Origin of the sequence: Mucilaginibacter sp. McL0603 (assembly GCF_049992945.1) — a bacterium.
Classification (GTDB): domain Bacteria; phylum Bacteroidota; class Bacteroidia; order Sphingobacteriales; family Sphingobacteriaceae; genus Mucilaginibacter.
Genome location: NZ_CP188251.1, coordinates 5,136,199 through 5,151,996, shown reverse-complemented (window position 1 = coordinate 5,151,996; position 15,798 = coordinate 5,136,199). Strand labels below are relative to the sequence as shown.

Annotated in this window: 15 protein-coding genes; 13 read left to right on the top strand and 2 right to left on the bottom strand. The window is 39.9% G+C overall.

Annotated elements, in window-relative coordinates:
• Window positions 1-27 precede the first annotated feature (27 nt).
• Window positions 28-1,581: a hypothetical protein gene (locus ACPPVU_RS23495; protein ID WP_426669175.1), complete on the bottom strand. Its 1,554-nt coding sequence runs from the start codon at window positions 1,579-1,581 to the stop codon at window positions 28-30.
• Window positions 1,582-1,865: 284 nt separating this feature from the next.
• On the opposite strand from ACPPVU_RS23495, the gene ACPPVU_RS23490 reads away from it, so the two are divergent.
• The 11 genes from ACPPVU_RS23490 (at window position 1,866) to ACPPVU_RS23440 (ending at window position 12,231) form a co-directional block, all read left to right on the top strand.
• Window positions 1,866-2,864, top strand: a complete 999-nt coding sequence (locus ACPPVU_RS23490) for a glycosyltransferase family protein (RefSeq protein ID WP_426669174.1) — start codon at window positions 1,866-1,868, stop codon at window positions 2,862-2,864.
• A gap of 45 nt (window positions 2,865-2,909) precedes the next feature.
• On the top strand, window positions 2,910-3,896 hold the full coding sequence (locus ACPPVU_RS23485) for a DUF6427 family protein (protein WP_426669173.1): 987 nt from the start codon (window positions 2,910-2,912) through the stop codon (window positions 3,894-3,896).
• Window positions 3,897-3,941: 45 nt separating this feature from the next.
• A complete protein-coding gene (gene purQ, locus ACPPVU_RS23480; protein WP_426669172.1) occupies window positions 3,942-4,634 on the top strand; it encodes a phosphoribosylformylglycinamidine synthase subunit PurQ in 693 nt (230 codons plus the stop codon).
• A complete protein-coding gene (locus ACPPVU_RS23475; RefSeq protein ID WP_426669171.1) occupies window positions 4,634-5,377 on the top strand; it encodes a type III pantothenate kinase in 744 nt (247 codons plus the stop codon). Before purQ ends, ACPPVU_RS23475 begins: the two co-directional genes overlap by 1 nt.
• The gene (locus ACPPVU_RS23470) at window positions 5,370-6,698 is read left to right on the top strand and encodes a hypothetical protein (RefSeq protein WP_426669170.1); all 1,329 of its coding nucleotides are present in this window, start codon (window positions 5,370-5,372) and stop codon (window positions 6,696-6,698) included. The genes ACPPVU_RS23475 and ACPPVU_RS23470 overlap by 8 nt, the downstream gene beginning before the upstream one ends.
• Window positions 6,699-6,708: 10 nt before the next feature.
• Entirely contained in the window at window positions 6,709-7,287 is a 579-nt protein-coding gene (gene lptC / locus ACPPVU_RS23465; protein WP_426669169.1) for an LPS export ABC transporter periplasmic protein LptC, read from the top strand.
• Between the two features lie 183 nt (window positions 7,288-7,470).
• Window positions 7,471-9,573 carry a peptidylprolyl isomerase gene (locus tag ACPPVU_RS23460; protein WP_426669168.1) on the top strand — a complete coding sequence of 701 codons (2,103 nt, stop codon included), beginning with the start codon at window positions 7,471-7,473 and terminating at the stop codon, window positions 9,571-9,573.
• 181 nt (window positions 9,574-9,754) lie between these two features.
• Entirely contained in the window at window positions 9,755-10,270 is a 516-nt protein-coding gene (locus tag ACPPVU_RS23455) for a DUF2480 family protein (RefSeq protein WP_426669167.1), read from the top strand.
• A gap of 30 nt (window positions 10,271-10,300) precedes the next feature.
• Window positions 10,301-11,089 (top strand): DUF3108 domain-containing protein, encoded by a 789-nt coding sequence (locus ACPPVU_RS23450; protein ID WP_426669166.1) that lies wholly within the window; start codon window positions 10,301-10,303, stop codon window positions 11,087-11,089.
• A 117-nt stretch (window positions 11,090-11,206) separates the two neighbouring features.
• Window positions 11,207-11,770 (top strand): DUF3109 family protein, encoded by a 564-nt coding sequence (locus ACPPVU_RS23445; protein WP_426669165.1) that lies wholly within the window; start codon window positions 11,207-11,209, stop codon window positions 11,768-11,770.
• A gap of 8 nt (window positions 11,771-11,778) precedes the next feature.
• Window positions 11,779-12,231 (top strand): hypothetical protein, encoded by a 453-nt coding sequence (locus ACPPVU_RS23440; protein WP_426669164.1) that lies wholly within the window; start codon window positions 11,779-11,781, stop codon window positions 12,229-12,231.
• Between the two features lie 7 nt (window positions 12,232-12,238).
• On the opposite strand, the gene ACPPVU_RS23435 is transcribed toward ACPPVU_RS23440, so the two are convergent.
• Window positions 12,239-12,754 (bottom strand): DinB family protein, encoded by a 516-nt coding sequence (locus ACPPVU_RS23435; protein WP_426669163.1) that lies wholly within the window; start codon window positions 12,752-12,754, stop codon window positions 12,239-12,241.
• Between the two features lie 278 nt (window positions 12,755-13,032).
• On the opposite strand from ACPPVU_RS23435, the gene gmd reads away from it, so the two are divergent.
• Complete coding sequence (gene gmd, locus ACPPVU_RS23430; RefSeq protein ID WP_426669162.1) at window positions 13,033-14,169, top strand: GDP-mannose 4,6-dehydratase; 1,137 nt, start codon at window positions 13,033-13,035, stop codon at window positions 14,167-14,169.
• Between the two features lie 38 nt (window positions 14,170-14,207).
• Window positions 14,208-15,797 (top strand): gliding motility protein RemB, encoded by a 1,590-nt coding sequence (locus tag ACPPVU_RS23425; protein WP_426669161.1) that lies wholly within the window; start codon window positions 14,208-14,210, stop codon window positions 15,795-15,797.
• Window position 15,798: the final 1 nt, after the last annotated feature.

The window sequence follows — 15,798 nt, the reverse complement described above, 5'->3', positions numbered from 1 at the left end:
AATATTTATTTTCTATGTGTACAATCTTTATAAATTACAATCCTTATAAATTATATTGTTGTTTGAATCTTTGATAACGGTCTTCCATGCGTTAAATGAACTATCATCTCCCTTTAATAAAGTTAAACCTGAACCAGAAGCATTTAAAATAGCCAAGAAGCCGGCTTCATTTTGGGCTACAGTATTCGAAGCATTAACGTTATTATTATAAAGCGAATTAAATAATAATCCATTATTTGCAAAATATGTATCCCCCCAACTTTGAAATTTATGTGGATCATCAATCACAAGCGAGTAAGTTGTACCTGAAGCCGTTACTACCGCAAAAGTAAATGTACTGGTATTTTTTATAGTTCCATTTTTAACGTTAGCATATAATGTTCTCACATCCCCTGGTGAAAATATCGATAAATCATTTGGGTCGTTATCGTGATTATGTATAAATCCAATTGAATTACTTGTAATTAGTCCAGGAATGTTCCCGGAATTTACTCCATCTTTTCCAAGATTATTTAGATTATAACTGATTGTGCCGTTATTATTCTGAATGCTATAAGATGATTCGTAACTGGTATTTATATCTGCTTTTAATGCCTTCATTGCTGCTTGGAAGTCTGTATTTTGATTAAGTAATGTTATCTCGTTGCATGCAATAAGTGTAGTGTCGGCGGTTATCACGGTTGTAGTAGTAGTGCAAGGCTGCGGTGCCGGCGCGGGCGGTGGAAAGCCACCACCAGCACCTCCTCCGTCGCCGGGTGGAGCAGCCACGTTCGTGACAAAATGTACCGCGTCGGCATATTGGGAAGGCGGAGGCATGGCACATGGAACCGGGACAGGGGGAGGCGATGAGCCACCGGCTTCGCTTCCGTCGCCGTTGCATATGGTATAAAGATATACAGAGGATACCAATTCGTCATTTTCATAGGTATCCAGGTACCAGTCATCACAGGCAGCTACCTCATCTGTTTTTAAACGGGGGTCATTAACGCTTTGTATGCCCTGTCCGGATGCCGGCTTACCTGCGGACGGAGCCGGGATCAATTGGCCGTTTTTATAGCCATAGCTGCTAACAAACTTTCCAGCGGGCGTAAAGTACACCACCACCCCGCTAAAGTCAGCATCCCGTTTGCGGTAGGTATTAAGCGCAAGTTTGCTGAGATCATTTTTGAGATAGGCCGAATCGGCAATAATTGTCATGATATAGGCCTGGTATTGTGTGCTGTCTTTTAGCAATAAAAAAGAGCTGCGGCTATATTTTTGTTTATAAAGCACTTTGCCGCTGGTTAAATTTCTGAAAGCAGAACCAATCTTAGCGGAAGCCGGATCAATTGGGAGCTCTATCACGCCTGTTTTTTCCCTGGTATAACTTGCTGCGTGCTGCCAGTCGGGATTAATAAACTTACTGTAATTAAATACCGCAGTTGAGCTTGAGCCGACACTTTGTGTTGTAAGCTTACCCGCTGGAGCAGCGGATACCGGATAGGTGCTTTGGTACCATGTTTTTGCAGCGCTAACTGTTGGGTCATTAACAACCGGTTCCTTATTACTGTTATTTTCCTTTTTACAGCTATGGATTATCAAGGCGACGCTAATTAATAGGAATACCGTGATCAGCTAAAGAGCCAAAGGTTTTAGCCCGGGGTGTTTCATAGGATAGTGTAAGGTTTAGATTATTAGATTATTATAACGACTGCAAGCTAATTTAATGAAGCAAGTTTTACAACTCGTGTTTTCGCGGTATTTTAATGGGTGTTTTAACCTGTGGGAAATTATTCAAAAGCGATTCTATTAATTTCTTAACGGTTTTTATCTTTAGTAACTTGCTCCGGTTTGTTGCAAGGTTATTTTGATCCAAATCATCTATCATGAAAATACTTTACGCCATACAGGGAACAGGTAATGGGCATATCAGCCGTGCACGTGAGATTGTCTCGCTATTGCAGCAATACGGCGAGCTTGACCTGCTGATAAGCGGCACCGAAGCAGAAGTCTCCTTATCGCAACCTATCAAATACCGCCTTCATGGTTTTAGTTTTGTATTTGGCACAAGAGGCGGCGTAGATAAATGGGCCACTTTTAAACTAATGAACCTGCGCAAATTGTGGCATGATATGCACCACCTGCCTTTGGCGCAGTATGATCTTATCATTAATGATTTTGAACCGGTTAGTGCCTGGGCTTGTCGCTTGCAAAAATTACCTTCTGTTTCGTTGAGCCACCAATGTTCATTTGTATCGCATAAAACTCCGCGTCCTGCAAAGTGGAATTACGCCGAATGGCTTTTTAAATATTATTCGCCTACCACCCATCATATCGGGTTTCATTTTGAAAAATATGATGATTTTATACATACCCCGGTTATCCGTGGCGACATCCGTAACCTGGAACCTGTAAACGACGGGCACTATACCGTTTACCTTCCTGCATACGATGATAAAACACTGGTGAGTTATTTACGTAAAACAGGAAGTGTACAATGGCATATATTTTCAAAACGACAGAAAATGCATTACCAGGACGGAAATATTCAAATCTTCCCGGTTAATAATGAGTCGTTTAATAAAAGTATGGCAAGTTGCGAAGGATTGCTAACCGGTGGAGGATTTGAAGGCCCGGCCGAAGCATTGTATTTAAAAAAGAAGGTATTGATGATACCAATGATTGGTCAATATGAACAACAGTGCAATGCACTTGCAGCCTCCAAAATAGGTGTGCCTGTTATTCATGCTATTGACGAAGATTTTACTGAACAACTAAATAAATGGATAGCCGATGATAATAGAATTGAAGTTAATTTCCCGGACGAGACTGCACAGATCGTGGATAATATGATAAAGCGCTATGCAAAGCCCAATTCTTTTTGAGCTTACCCAGTTTTTCTGTTATTATTGCTTTCGAAATCTGTATTCATGATCAAACTGTTCAGGTCCTTTAGTCCGGTAAACATAGTGTGGCTGGCAATTTTTTTGTTTCTAATGCGAATAGGATTTGCCTCCAGGATGCCGGATAAAGCCGGATTCCCTTTTGCCGAGCTTTATTCAAGGCTCCTTATACCTGTATCCCGGCAACCGGTTATTTCACCTTTATTTAATTTATTCCTGGCGAGTGTATTGATTTTTTTACAGGCTATATTGATCAATTACCTGGCGAATAAGCATAATTTACTGGGTAAATCCACTTTTTTGCCGGCATTAATGTATATCACCACTTCGTGTATGTTTGCCCCCTTTTTAATGCTTAGTCCTACGATGGTATGCAATCTTTTATTGATATGGATGCTGTTCAAAATGTTTGATCTTTATAAAGGTGACGAAACCAAACCGATCTCCTATGATCTGGGGATGATTGTAGCTGTCGGCACTATGATCTATTTGCCATTTATATATATATTCCTGGTAATATGGATAGCATTGATTATTTTCAGGCCATTTGACTGGCGCGAGTGGGTAGCTTGTATAATAGGCTTTATTACCATATTCTTCTTCCTGGCGGTATATTATTATCTTAATGACAAATTAGGGCAGTTTTATGAAATATGGCGCCCGCTTACTACCAGGTTTACTATTCATGTTAATATTAACTACTATAATTACCTGGAGCTTATCCCGGTAATTATTATCCTGGTGCTGTGTTTTTTTACATTGCAGCAAAATTTTTACAAGAGTTATGTGCAAACACGTAAATCGTTTCAGCTGCTGTTTTTTGTTTTTTTAATTGCCGCTTTCTCATTTTATATCCGGACAGGTTTTTATCTCGATCATTTTTTGCTCTGCGCAGTGCCTGCGACGATATTTTTCTCATACTACTTTTTGAATGCCACCGGCCGTTGGTTTTACGAAAGCTTATATATTTTGCTGCTTGCCAGCATAATTTACTTTCAGTTTAACACTTTTTAACTTTTACATTCGTTCAAATTTCAGGGGTTATATTAGTTTTGTATCATGAAATTTGGAGTAGTTATATTTCCGGGTTCTAATTGCGATGAGGATATCATCTATGTATTAGAAAAAATTATGGGCCAGCAGGTTGTTCGCCTGTGGCATAAAAACCACGATTTGCAGGGTTGCGATTTTATAGTTCTGCCAGGTGGTTTCTCTTTCGGTGATTATTTGCGTTCAGGCGCAATAGCACGTTTTTCACCTATCATGCAGGAAGTTATCCAGTTTGCGGCCAAAGGCGGATACGTTTGGGGAGTATGCAACGGGTTCCAGATATTGACCGAAGCCGGCATGCTTCCGGGTGCGTTATTGCATAACAATAACAGGAAGTTCAATTGCAGTAATATTTATATACTACCGCAAACGTCCAATTCAATGCTTACCTCTCAGATCGATCCGCAAAGGGCATTAAAAATACCTATTGCACATGGTGAGGGTAATTATTTTGCTGATGCAGATCTTTTGAAATCATTAAATGATAATGACCAGGTATTGTTCAGGTATTCTGACGAATCGGGTAATATTACTGCCGAAAGTAATCCGAATGGTTCTATTGAGAATATCGCCGGCGTATGTAATGCAGGCCGTAATGTGTTTGGAATAATGCCGCACCCTGAGCGTGCAGCGGACAGTTTGCTTGCTAACCAGGATGGACTGGCTATTTTTGAATCCATACTATCATTGGTTAAAGCCTGATGGCCAACCTGGTTATTGATATTGGTAATACTCTTACAAAAATTGCAGTTTTCAGGCAGGATGAATTATTGCATACCGCACATTATTCAGCCCTTGAAGCCGGAACCTTGTTCGATTTAATAGATCAATACCAGGTAAATAAAGCGATCATCTCATCAGTAAAAAAGGAAACGGAAAACTGGCGGAGCGAATTGGCAAAGAAAGTTGATCTGAAGTATTTTAATGCTGAAATGACCGCCGGTGTGCATAATCAATATAAAACTCCTCAAACACTTGGGCTTGACCGCCTTGCTGCTGTCATAGGGGCTAATCAATTATATCGGGGAAAAGGCAGTTTGGTGATAGATGCAGGTACCGCTATTACTTATGACTGGGTAGATGCCGAAGGAAATTATTTTGGTGGTAGTATATCACCGGGATTAAATATGCGTTATAAAGCATTAAATTACTATACGGGCGCGTTGCCTTTAATAAATGCAGACGAGCGGTTTAATGATTTTTACGGAAATGACACCACATCTGCCATGCGGTCGGGTGTGCAAAACGGGATTAAATACGAGATGAACGGTTTTATTGAAAGCTATCAAAAGAGCCACCCGGAACTGAATATTATACTAACTGGGGGCGACAGTATTTTTTTTGATACTCTATTGAAAAATAGCATCTTTGCCCCCTATATTAAAAATGAACCTTATTTGGTTCTTAAAGGATTAAACGCAGCTATACAAAACAATAATGATTAAATATACCAGGCTCTTTATTACATTTTTACTTGCTGTTATTGTATTGCAAGCTAAGTCTCAATCAACCGCAACTACAAGCTCACCTTATTCACGTTATGGTATAGGAGACCTCAACGACCAATTGCTGCCACAAAATATAGGTATGGGTGGTATTTCTACTGCTATAAATACCATCAGCGGGTATAACAATATTAATCAACTTAACCCTGCTTCATATGGTAAGATCAGTTTTACTACTATTGACGTAGGCCTTTATACCAATGTAAGCACCTTTAGTCAGAATGGTTTACCCAATGAAGTTACTTCAAATACAAGATTAAGCCACATTTCTTTCGCACTTCCTATAACTAAACGCTCTGCATTGAGCTTTGGTTTATTGCCTTACAGCGAAATGGGGTACAGTTACAAACAGTCTTCTGTACGTAATGACAATGGTAAAGGGGCTGCTGATACCACAACAAATTATATTTACTCGGGCGATGGCGGTTTATCAAAATTATATTTGGGTTATGGGTTTGGCATTGGGAAACACTTACTATTAGGCGCTAACGTATCCTATATTTTCGGTAATTTGCAACAAGATCAATCAACTGAAATTCCTGATCTATATGGCACGCTGGATTCGCGTATTGAACAGAGTAATCATGTCAAAGGCTTAAATTATGACTATGGGGTTCAGTATTCTTTTGATTTCTCTGATACAAAACACCTGGTACTGGGCTATTCGGGCTCCGCTAGTTCAACGCTTAATGTGAACAGCACATATATAGTGAGCCAGTATACACACGATTCAGCCGGCAATGAAAACGTTCCTTCGGATTCCTTAGTCAATTCAAACACGCCTAATGCAAAGCTGCACTTACCTCAGATCAATCGCTTTGGTATTTCGTACCAGTATGATAACAGGTTCCTGATAGGTGCTGATTATACTATGGGAAAATGGTCAGACCTTACCATCGGTGGTGTGACACCAATAAACATCCAGGATAGTAAATTGTTTAATATAGGCGGTCAGATAACTCCCAACGTAAATTCATTATCTAACTTTTTTGCATTGATAGATTATCGTTTAGGATTTATTTATGAGCAAACTTATCTTAATGTAAATGGTGTTAGTATTAAAAAATACGCAGGTACATTCGGCCTCGGGATACCATTGCCACATGACCGTGCGTCATCAGCATTTTACAAAATAAACTTCTCGGCCGAAATAGGGCAGCGCGGAGCACTTACTCAACAATTGGTTAAGGAGAACTACGTAAACTTCCATCTAGGATTTACGCTTAACGATAAATGGTTCCAGCGGTTTAAATTTGATTAAACCCGGATATATGAGTAAGGCAAAACAGTTGTTCAATATATTTTTGCCGGTAATAATTGCTGGTATGGCCATATTGACGGGCTGTGAGAACGACTTGAAGGATCTGCGGAGAATATCTGCAAAGGAAGTAAATCAACAAGGGGAACGTTATACCGGCGTTGATGTGGTCTATAGCGACTCAGCAAAGGTAAAGGCACATATGACCGCGCCTGTAATGATCACTTACAAGGTAAAAAAACCTTATACCGAAATGCCCAAAGGGGTAAAAGTGATCTTTTACGACAATAATTTAAATGTATCGAGCACGATAACATCTAAATATGCTGTGAGGCGCGAAACTGAAAAGGTAATTGAGTTGCGTGATAATGTTGTGGGTACCAATGTCAAAGGCGATACTTTCATGTCTGATGAACTGATCTGGGACGAAACCTCTAAGCAAATACACTCCAATAAGCTAGTGCATGTAAAAATGGCCGATGGCAGTATTACCGATGGGACCAGTTTTGTAAGCGATGAGAATCTTAACCATTGGACCATGACCGGTGGAACGGGCATTTTCCATGTTAATAGCCAGGATATGGCGCACTAGCCTCACCCTGCCCTCTCCAAAGGAGAGGGTTCTGAAGATTGTGCAATAACTGAACCGTTAACAAAAAGTCCTCTCCTCTGGAGAGGATTTAGGTGATGCAATTTTTTGTGTTTATATTTTTACTAAAAGTTGTATCTTGCGCGCTCTTTTGAATAATTAAAATATTAATATTAAATAGGTTATATGGGTATAATGAGTTTTTTGCGCGAGCGGATGGGGAAAATCGTCGCAATAGGTATTGGGTTAGCGCTTTTTGCGTTTGTGGCTGAAGAAGCGATACGGCAGGGTAGTTCTATGTTTCATGATGATCGTAATCAACTAGGCGAAGTGGCCGGAGAAAAAGTTGCTTACGATGAATATTCTAAGCAACTTGAACAAAATATTGCTCAAGTTAAGCAACAATCTGGTCAGGCTACTATAAACGCACAGTTTACCGGTTATTTACAGGAGAACACCTGGAACCAGGCAATAAGCCAGATCATTTTATCTAAAGAAATTGAAAAGCTGGGCCTTACCGTAAGCGGTGACGAGGCGCAGTCAATGGTGTCAGGTAATAATCCTAACCAACAGATAGTTCAGGCATTCTCAAACCCCCAGACCGGTCAATTTGATAAAGCTGCGTTGAATACTTTTCTGAACAATCTGAAAACAGCAAAAGCTGATGATCCTCAAGCCGTACGCTGGACAGCTTTTATTAAGCAAATGATTGAAGCTAAAAACGGCGACAAGTATATGTCATTAGTTAGCAATGGCCTTTATGTAAATGCACTTGATGCAAAAGACGAGTACGAAGCTAAGAACAAGCTGGTTAATTTTAAATATGTTACACTTGATTATGCATCAATACCTGATAACAAAGTGACATTAACAGATGATGATTACCAGAGCTACTATGATGAGCATAAAGCTGAGTTTAAAAACAAACAGGAACTGAGAACTTTTGATTATGTGAGCTTTAATGCTTCCCCTTCAAAAGAAGATTCTGCAGCAGTTAAAGACCAGGTTGAGAAATTATTGCCTGCTTTTAAAAGCGACGCTAATGACTCGCTATTTGTACAGGTAAACGCCGAAACGAAAGTACCACTTGCTTATAAAAGGAAAGGACAGCTTGGCGATCCTAAATTAGATACGGTGATGTTTGGCGCACAAAAAGGATTTGTTTATGGCCCATATCTTGCAAACGGAAGTTACAAGCTTGCAAAGCTGGTTGATTCGCGTGTAAGCCCTGATTCGGTAAAAGCTCGTCATATATTGATCGATGCGCAACAGATTGGTGTGCAAAAGGCGCTTGCAAAGGCAGATTCTTTAAAGAAACTGATCGAAGGCGGCAAATCATTTGAGGAGCTGGCAAAAACATATTCAATTGATAAAAATTCAGGAGAAAAAGGCGGTGAACTGGGTACTTTTGGTCGCGGCGCTATGATCCCTGTTTTTGAAGATGCAGTTTTCAATGGCAAAAAAGGTGAGTTGAAGGTAGTAGCTTCACAGTTTGGTGTCCACCTGATCCAGATCGAAGATCAAAAAGGCTCTTCACCGGTGGTTAAAGTAGCTGTGGTAGATAAACCTATAACAGCAAGTGCTAAAACACAAGCGGTAGCTTACAGCAAAGCACAGGCATTTTTAGGTACGCTTACAAAAGATAATTTTGATGCAGAAACTAAAAAAGCTGGTCTTGTAAAGAAAACAGCTACTGATGTAAATGATATGGCATCAAGCCTTCCGGGCCTTGATAATGCACGTGAGGTAGTTAGATGGGCATTTAAAGCAGATAAAGGAAGCTTTGGTGACCAGGTATATATAGTTGGCGATCAATATATCATCCCTGTTTTAACAACAATTAAGCCTAAAGGCATATTGCCGCTTGATGTAGTTAAGAAGCAAATTGAGCCGGCTGTGCGCAATCATGCAAAGGCAAAACAATTAATGGATAAATTGCAGTCATCAGGTTCAACTATTGATCAGGTGGCCCAAAAGAACAACACAAACGTTGTTCCTGTGCAAAACATTGTATTTGCTAACCCTGCTATCCCAGGATTATCACTTGAATACAAATTGATAGGTACCATTTTTGGTTCGCAACCCGGCAAATTATCAAAACCGGTTGAAGGCCAGCATGGAGCATATGTGTTTGTGATCGATAATTTTATCAATCCGACACCGCTTAATAATGCTGTGAGAATTAAAGAACAGATCGGCCAGGCACTGCTTCAGCGTTCGCAAGGACAGATCTTTGACGCTCTGAAAGATAAGGCGAATGTAAAAGATTACCGTGCCAAGTTCATGTAAGGAAATTTAAAGTAATTTTGTAGCCGGGAACATATAGTTGTTTCCGGCTTTTTTGTTTTCTGGGGATTGCGTGGGGCGGATGGCGCATGGAGTAATAGGATTGCTTCATTGTGCCACAAATAATACCCGCCATGCGCCTCGCAATAACCGTTATAATGTATCGATCATTAATTTTAGGAAAATGGATATCCAGGAAAATATAGTAAACAAAGTGGCCCAAAGCGGGCTGGTTACACTGGACCCTGCTGCTTTTTATCCTGCAGGGGAGCGCGTAATATATGATATTAAGGATAATCTGTATATGGAACTGATGTTGCGTGAAAAGGATTTCAGGGAATTTGTGAAAACACACGACTGGACGCAATATGAAGGAAAGAACGTTGCGATTACCTGTACAGCAGATGCCATTGTACCGGCATGGGCCTATATGCTGATAGCAAACCGGCTGGCACCTTATGCAAAGGAAGTAGTGTTTGGTGACGCGAATGTGCTTGAAACCGTGTTGTTTGAAAAAGCTATGGCCGGGTTGGACGTTGAGCAATATCGCGACCAGCGCGTCGTTATTAAGGGGTGTGGCGACACAGAGGTTCCGGTTTCAGCGTATGTAGAATTAACAAAAAAACTAACGCCTGTAGCAAAGAGTATTATGTTTGGCGAGCCATGTTCAACTGTCCCGATTTATAAACGAAAAGACTAAATGACCTTCTTTTTTCCCAACAGGTAGCCAATGAAGAAATGCTTTTTACTGGCTATTGCCTGTTGCTGCCTTACCACACTTTTTGCCCAGGAACTTAGTAAAACCAACGAAGTTGCTTTTAAAGCAGGCGAAAAATTGAGCTATAAAATGAAGTATGGCATTTTCACCGCTGCCGAAGCTAATATCCATGTAGAGGATAGTCCGATACAATTTAATGGTCAGCCTGCTTATCACATCATTGCAGAAGGGAAAACAGCAGGAACATTCGATGTTTTTTATAAGGTGCGGAACAGATACGAAAGTTATGTGGACAAGAATACCCTGCTGCCTTATTTTTATGCCGAAAACAGGCGCGAATCAAACTATAAGCACACGGATAAGGTGACTTTTGACCATGAGAAGAAAACGATAACCGCGGCGAAGGGTACATTCCCTTATTCGGCAGATAAGGTATTTGATTTTGTATCGGCCTATTATTTTGCCCGTTGTATTGATGTTTCCAAAATCCATATCGGTCAAAAACTCGACCTGCAATATTTTTTGGAAGACGGCGTGCATACGCTGAGCATTACCTATGTTGGAAAAGAAAAGATGGCCTGCTCAATGGGCACTTTTAACTGTCTCAAATTTAATCCAACCATTATTCCCGGCCGTATTTTCAAAAAGGACAGTAAACTGTATCTTTGGATAACGGATGACAACAACCGTATCCCTGTAAAAGCGCATGTAGAAGTGGTTTTGGGAAGTTTAACGATGGACCTTACTGCTGCTTCGGGATTAAAATATCCTTTAAACCCGGCGAGCAAGGAGACGGATTGAGGGTGGGGTAGTCATTAGTCATTAGTCATTAGTCATTAGTCATTAGTCATTAGTCATTAGTCATTAGTATTGTTTGTTGAATCAACGCAATCAATTAATCAAATAAATCAACGGTCCATGATAGAAGTTGGCAGTGTTTTGGTGCATGAGGACGTAGTTAGAGAAAACTTTGTCTGCAATTTAAATAAGTGTAAAGGTGCGTGTTGTTTGGAAGGAGATTCGGGTGCACCTTTAAATCATGATGAACTGCATATATTGGATGAGATCTATCCGAAGGTAAAACCCTTTATGACAGCGAAGGGTATTAAAACCATTGAAGAGAACGGTACTTATGTAACCGACTTTGAAGGCGATTATACTACGCCTTGCGTCGACACCAATAAAGAATGTGCCTATGTAATATGGGAAAACGGCATTACCAAATGTGCTATAGAAAAAGCCTATGAATATGGCGTTATCAACTGGAAAAAACCTATCTCCTGTCATTTATATCCCATTCGTATTACCAAATACCCTGAGTTTGATGTATTAAACTACGACCGCTGGAGCATCTGCAGCCCGGCCTGTGCTTTTGGCGATGAGCTAAAAGTGCATGTCCACGAGTTTTTAAAAGGACCGCTGATCCGTAAGTATGGGGAAGAATGGTATAAGGAGCTGGAAGACCAAGTCGCTGAAATGTAATTTGAAAAATGATTAAAATAGAAAAGTTAACTCTAAATAGTCTCGATATTTTAATCAATTATTTTTTTCAAAACCAAAGTCAAATTGAAAAAGTAATAAGTGATTTTGGTGAAGTATCAAATAAAAATGGATATGGCACCACGTTCGTTAAACCTAAGAATCATCTTTTTAGTACTTTTTGGATTTTTGAAGAAAACTCAAAAATTAAGACAGTCGGTTTAGGTGGCCCTAATTTAGGATTAACATTAAAAGAATTATACTCTGTTTACCCTTGTTATACTGAGGGTTTTGTTCCTTATGATGATGAGTATGTGTATATCTTTTTCAAATCCGCAAAGTATAATCATACCCTTAGAATTACTTCTAAAGAAAAGATAATGTACAATAATCGAGTAATAAGTGATATGGATATAAATAGAATACAATTAAGCTTTTACGATGCTTCTGATTTAAACAAATAATAGTATTCTATCCTAAGATTTTAACCAACTCCGTTATCCTCGCCAAATGATGGTCGTCATGCTCAGCAACAAATAAAAACAAATCCATTGTCCGCATAGGAGTTTTCAGTCGCGGGTGAAGCGCTGACCTGAATATGGTTTCCTCATCTAATTTTTCAAGCACCGATACGGTTTGCGCCCTTATTTGCCTGAAAGAATTTAAAAGCTCTTCCAACGATTTTGCGTTATGATTTGCCAGGTCGGTCTTCCGGTTGGCCAGATCAGTAGGGCGTAATTCGATATCCCCATTTATGATATCTTTCAACCTTCCCTGCCAAAGCGGTTCAAGGTCGGTTAAATGTCCAAGATTTTCTTTTATCGACCAGGTAGAATCAATTTTTACTTCGAGTATGTTAATTCGTATCGATCTGAATTTTTCATCAAGCCTTGCCGGAGTCCCTTTAAGCCGTTCAATGATAGACGGAAAGATATTTTGTTCTGAACTGAAATCGAAACTTCTTTCAAACCACTTTACTTTTTTCATATGAGCGATGATAAGTGTAAGACTAAGTTATGCATGGATTTTTATTGATGCATAGCCGATCTGTTTTATGACCTGCATATGTAAATTTACTGGCTTATGTTCAAACGTGGTGACAGTACTTTGTCAGTATTGGTAAAATTGCAAATGCTTGATAATCATAATTTTATATGTAATCATTAGCGTTCAGCGCATTGTGAACGTGAACACTTGCAAGCCCAATGCCAACTTTTACAATTAAAATGGATAATATTGTACTGTAATCGCATTTACTGGATCAGATGAAAACAGCTTTAATAACCGGTATCACCGGGCAGGATGGGGCCTATTTAGCCGAGTTTCTGCTAAAGAAGGGTTACATGGTACATGGCGTAAAAAGGAGGTCATCCTTATTTAATACTGATCGTATTGACCATCTGTATCATGACCCACATGAGCCCAATGTGAAGTTTAAACTGCATTATGGTGATCTGACTGATTCTACTAACTTAATTCGCCTTGTGCAGGAAGTGCAGCCGGATGAGATCTATAACCTTGCTGCGCAAAGCCATGTAAAAGTGAGTTTTGACACGCCTGAGTATACCGCCAACGCGGATGGCGTAGGTACATTGCGCATACTGGAAGCTGTGCGCCTGCTCGGTATGGCGGAGAAAACCCGCATTTACCAGGCATCAACCTCCGAACTATATGGGCTGGTGCAGGCAGTTCCGCAAAGCGAAACGACGCCGTTTTATCCTAGATCGCCTTATGCAGTGGCCAAGTTGTATGGCTATTGGATCATTGTTAATTACCGCGAAGCTTATAATATGTACGCGTGCAATGGCATTTTGTTTAATCACGAGAGCCCAATAAGAGGAGAAACTTTTGTTACCCGTAAAATTACCCGTGCCGCCTCAAAAATTGTATTAGGTTTGCAAAATTGTCTTTATGTAGGCAATCTTTCGGCCCAACGCGATTGGGGGCATGCCAAAGATTATATCGAAGCCATGTGGCTGATGCTGCAGCAAGATAAAGCAGAAGATTTTGTGATCGCAACGGGTGTTACCACCAGTGTAAGGGATTTTATCAAAATGTCATTTGGCGAACTTGGTGTTGAGGTAGAGTTTAGCGGTAAAGACCAGCACGAGAAAGGAGTGATCATTGATGTTGACCAGCAGAGAGCAGAGGAGTTGGGATTGAACCTGGATGCTTTAAGATTTGGCCAGACTGTTGTTAAGGTTGATCCGGCATATTTCAGGCCAACGGAAGTTGACCTCTTGATCGGGGATGCTACAAAGGCAAAAGAGAAATTAGGCTGGGTGCCTAAATATAATCTGGAAACCCTGGTAAAAGATATGGTACATGCCGACCTGCATTTGGTAAAAAAAGATGACTATTTGAAAAAGGGTGGCTTTAAAACGCTAAACTATTTTGAATAAATAAGGTTTATAATCTAAATAATACGATTTAGTCCCCTATGAAGAAACTTTTTACTTGTATATCAATATTGCTATTATTTTCCGGCGCTGTACAGGCGCAATTAATGTATCAGCCTTATTCTTATCAATTTTATCAAAAGCTAAACAATAGCGTTTATTCTCCGTCAACTGACTTACATACTTCAATTAAACCCTATTTAATTGCTGACTCAAGTGCGATCAGGCCACTTTATGATTCTTTGCTAATGCTTAATGCGGATAATACAGGGAAAAGCTGGCTATACAGAAAATTATTCAGGCAGCACCTGATCGAAGTAAAAGACAAAGATTATACCTTTTACATGGATTATCTGCCTGATCTGCAAATCGGCCGGGATTTTTCCGAACCTAAAACCGTTTGGCTCAATACCCGTGGTTACCAGCTAGGGGGAACTATAGGATCAAATTTCTTTTTCTATACCAGTGGCTATGAAAATCAGGGAGTATTTGCCAATTATGAAAATGATTATATCAACAAGGTTGGTATGATACCTGGTGAGGCTTTTGATAAAAGTTATGGTAAGCCAACAAAGGATTGGTCAATGGTAACGACATTGATAGGTTATTCGCCGGGCAAAGTCATTACAATTGCCCTGGGCCAGGATAAAACATTTATAGGTGATGGTTATCGCTCCGTGTTGTTATCTGATTATGCATCAGCTTATCCGCTGCTTCGATTAAATATAAATCTGGGTAAAAATGTACAGTACATGGCCATGTGGGCCTACATGCAAGACCAGAATGCGACCCAATTTAATTCGTTTTCAAATAACAGGCGGAAATGGGGCGCATTTCATTATATCGACTGGAACATCACAAACAGGGCATCTATCGGATTCTTTAATGCTTTAATTGCCGAAGAAGCTAATGACCAGGGTCAATATCACGGGTTTGATGTTAATTATATTAATCCAGTATTTTTTGTATCCTCATTAGGGCCGTCAAATCCTGCACCTGATCATACTTTATTTGGCTTTAATGGCAAATACAAGGTGCTGGATAAAACAACCGTATATGGCCAGTTCCTTTTTGACCAGGTAGCATCATCGGATATTAATAGTAGTAGCAGGAGCGCATGGCAACTGGGTTTTAGGGGTTCCGATCTGTTTAAAGTGAATAAGTTAAATTACTTATTTGAATACAATACCTCTAAGCCATATACCTACTCTAACCAGTACCCTATTGTTAATTATGCGGAATTGAGTGAGCCACTGGCTGATCCGCTTGGAGCCAATTATAAAGAGTTTGTAGGCATACTTAATTATTCCATCGGGAAATTTGATTTGCAGGGCCAGATCAATTATGCCAAATATGGGCTCAATATTGAGAATATTAATTATGGGAAGGATATTACGCAGCCAGATAATGTAAATCTGCCACCCTCGATTGGCAGTACAGGGCAGGGACTATCAACGACTTTAAAATATGCAGAAGGTACGATCTCATATTTGCTTAATCCAAAGTACAATTTGCGGATAGAGGTTGGCGGATTGCTGCGCCAGGAAACCAATAGTGTTTCAGACACCAAAACAGCCATGATCACATTTGGATTAAGAAGTACTTTCAGAAACCTTTATCATGATTTTTAAT

Excerpts from the sequence above, each read along its gene's own strand:
- ACPPVU_RS23440 (WP_426669164.1), top strand. The coding sequence starts at position 11,779 with ATGATTAAAATAGAAAAGTTAACTCTAAATAGTCTCGATATTTTAATC.
- lptC (WP_426669169.1), top strand. The coding sequence starts at position 6,709 with ATGAGTAAGGCAAAACAGTTGTTCAATATATTTTTGCCGGTAATAATT.
- ACPPVU_RS23450 (WP_426669166.1), top strand. The coding sequence starts at position 10,301 with ATGAAGAAATGCTTTTTACTGGCTATTGCCTGTTGCTGCCTTACCACA.
- ACPPVU_RS23460 (WP_426669168.1), top strand. The coding sequence starts at position 7,471 with ATGGGTATAATGAGTTTTTTGCGCGAGCGGATGGGGAAAATCGTCGCA.
- gmd (WP_426669162.1), top strand. The coding sequence starts at position 13,033 with ATGAAAACAGCTTTAATAACCGGTATCACCGGGCAGGATGGGGCCTAT.
- purQ (WP_426669172.1), top strand. The coding sequence starts at position 3,942 with ATGAAATTTGGAGTAGTTATATTTCCGGGTTCTAATTGCGATGAGGAT.
- ACPPVU_RS23455 (WP_426669167.1), top strand. The coding sequence starts at position 9,755 with ATGGATATCCAGGAAAATATAGTAAACAAAGTGGCCCAAAGCGGGCTG.
- ACPPVU_RS23425 (WP_426669161.1), top strand. The coding sequence starts at position 14,208 with ATGAAGAAACTTTTTACTTGTATATCAATATTGCTATTATTTTCCGGC.
- ACPPVU_RS23485 (WP_426669173.1), top strand. The coding sequence starts at position 2,910 with ATGATCAAACTGTTCAGGTCCTTTAGTCCGGTAAACATAGTGTGGCTG.
- ACPPVU_RS23435 (WP_426669163.1), bottom strand. The coding sequence starts at position 12,754 with ATGAAAAAAGTAAAGTGGTTTGAAAGAAGTTTCGATTTCAGTTCAGAA.
- ACPPVU_RS23470 (WP_426669170.1), top strand. The coding sequence starts at position 5,370 with ATGATTAAATATACCAGGCTCTTTATTACATTTTTACTTGCTGTTATT.
- ACPPVU_RS23445 (WP_426669165.1), top strand. The coding sequence starts at position 11,207 with ATGATAGAAGTTGGCAGTGTTTTGGTGCATGAGGACGTAGTTAGAGAA.
- ACPPVU_RS23475 (WP_426669171.1), top strand. The coding sequence starts at position 4,634 with ATGGCCAACCTGGTTATTGATATTGGTAATACTCTTACAAAAATTGCA.
- ACPPVU_RS23490 (WP_426669174.1), top strand. The coding sequence starts at position 1,866 with ATGAAAATACTTTACGCCATACAGGGAACAGGTAATGGGCATATCAGC.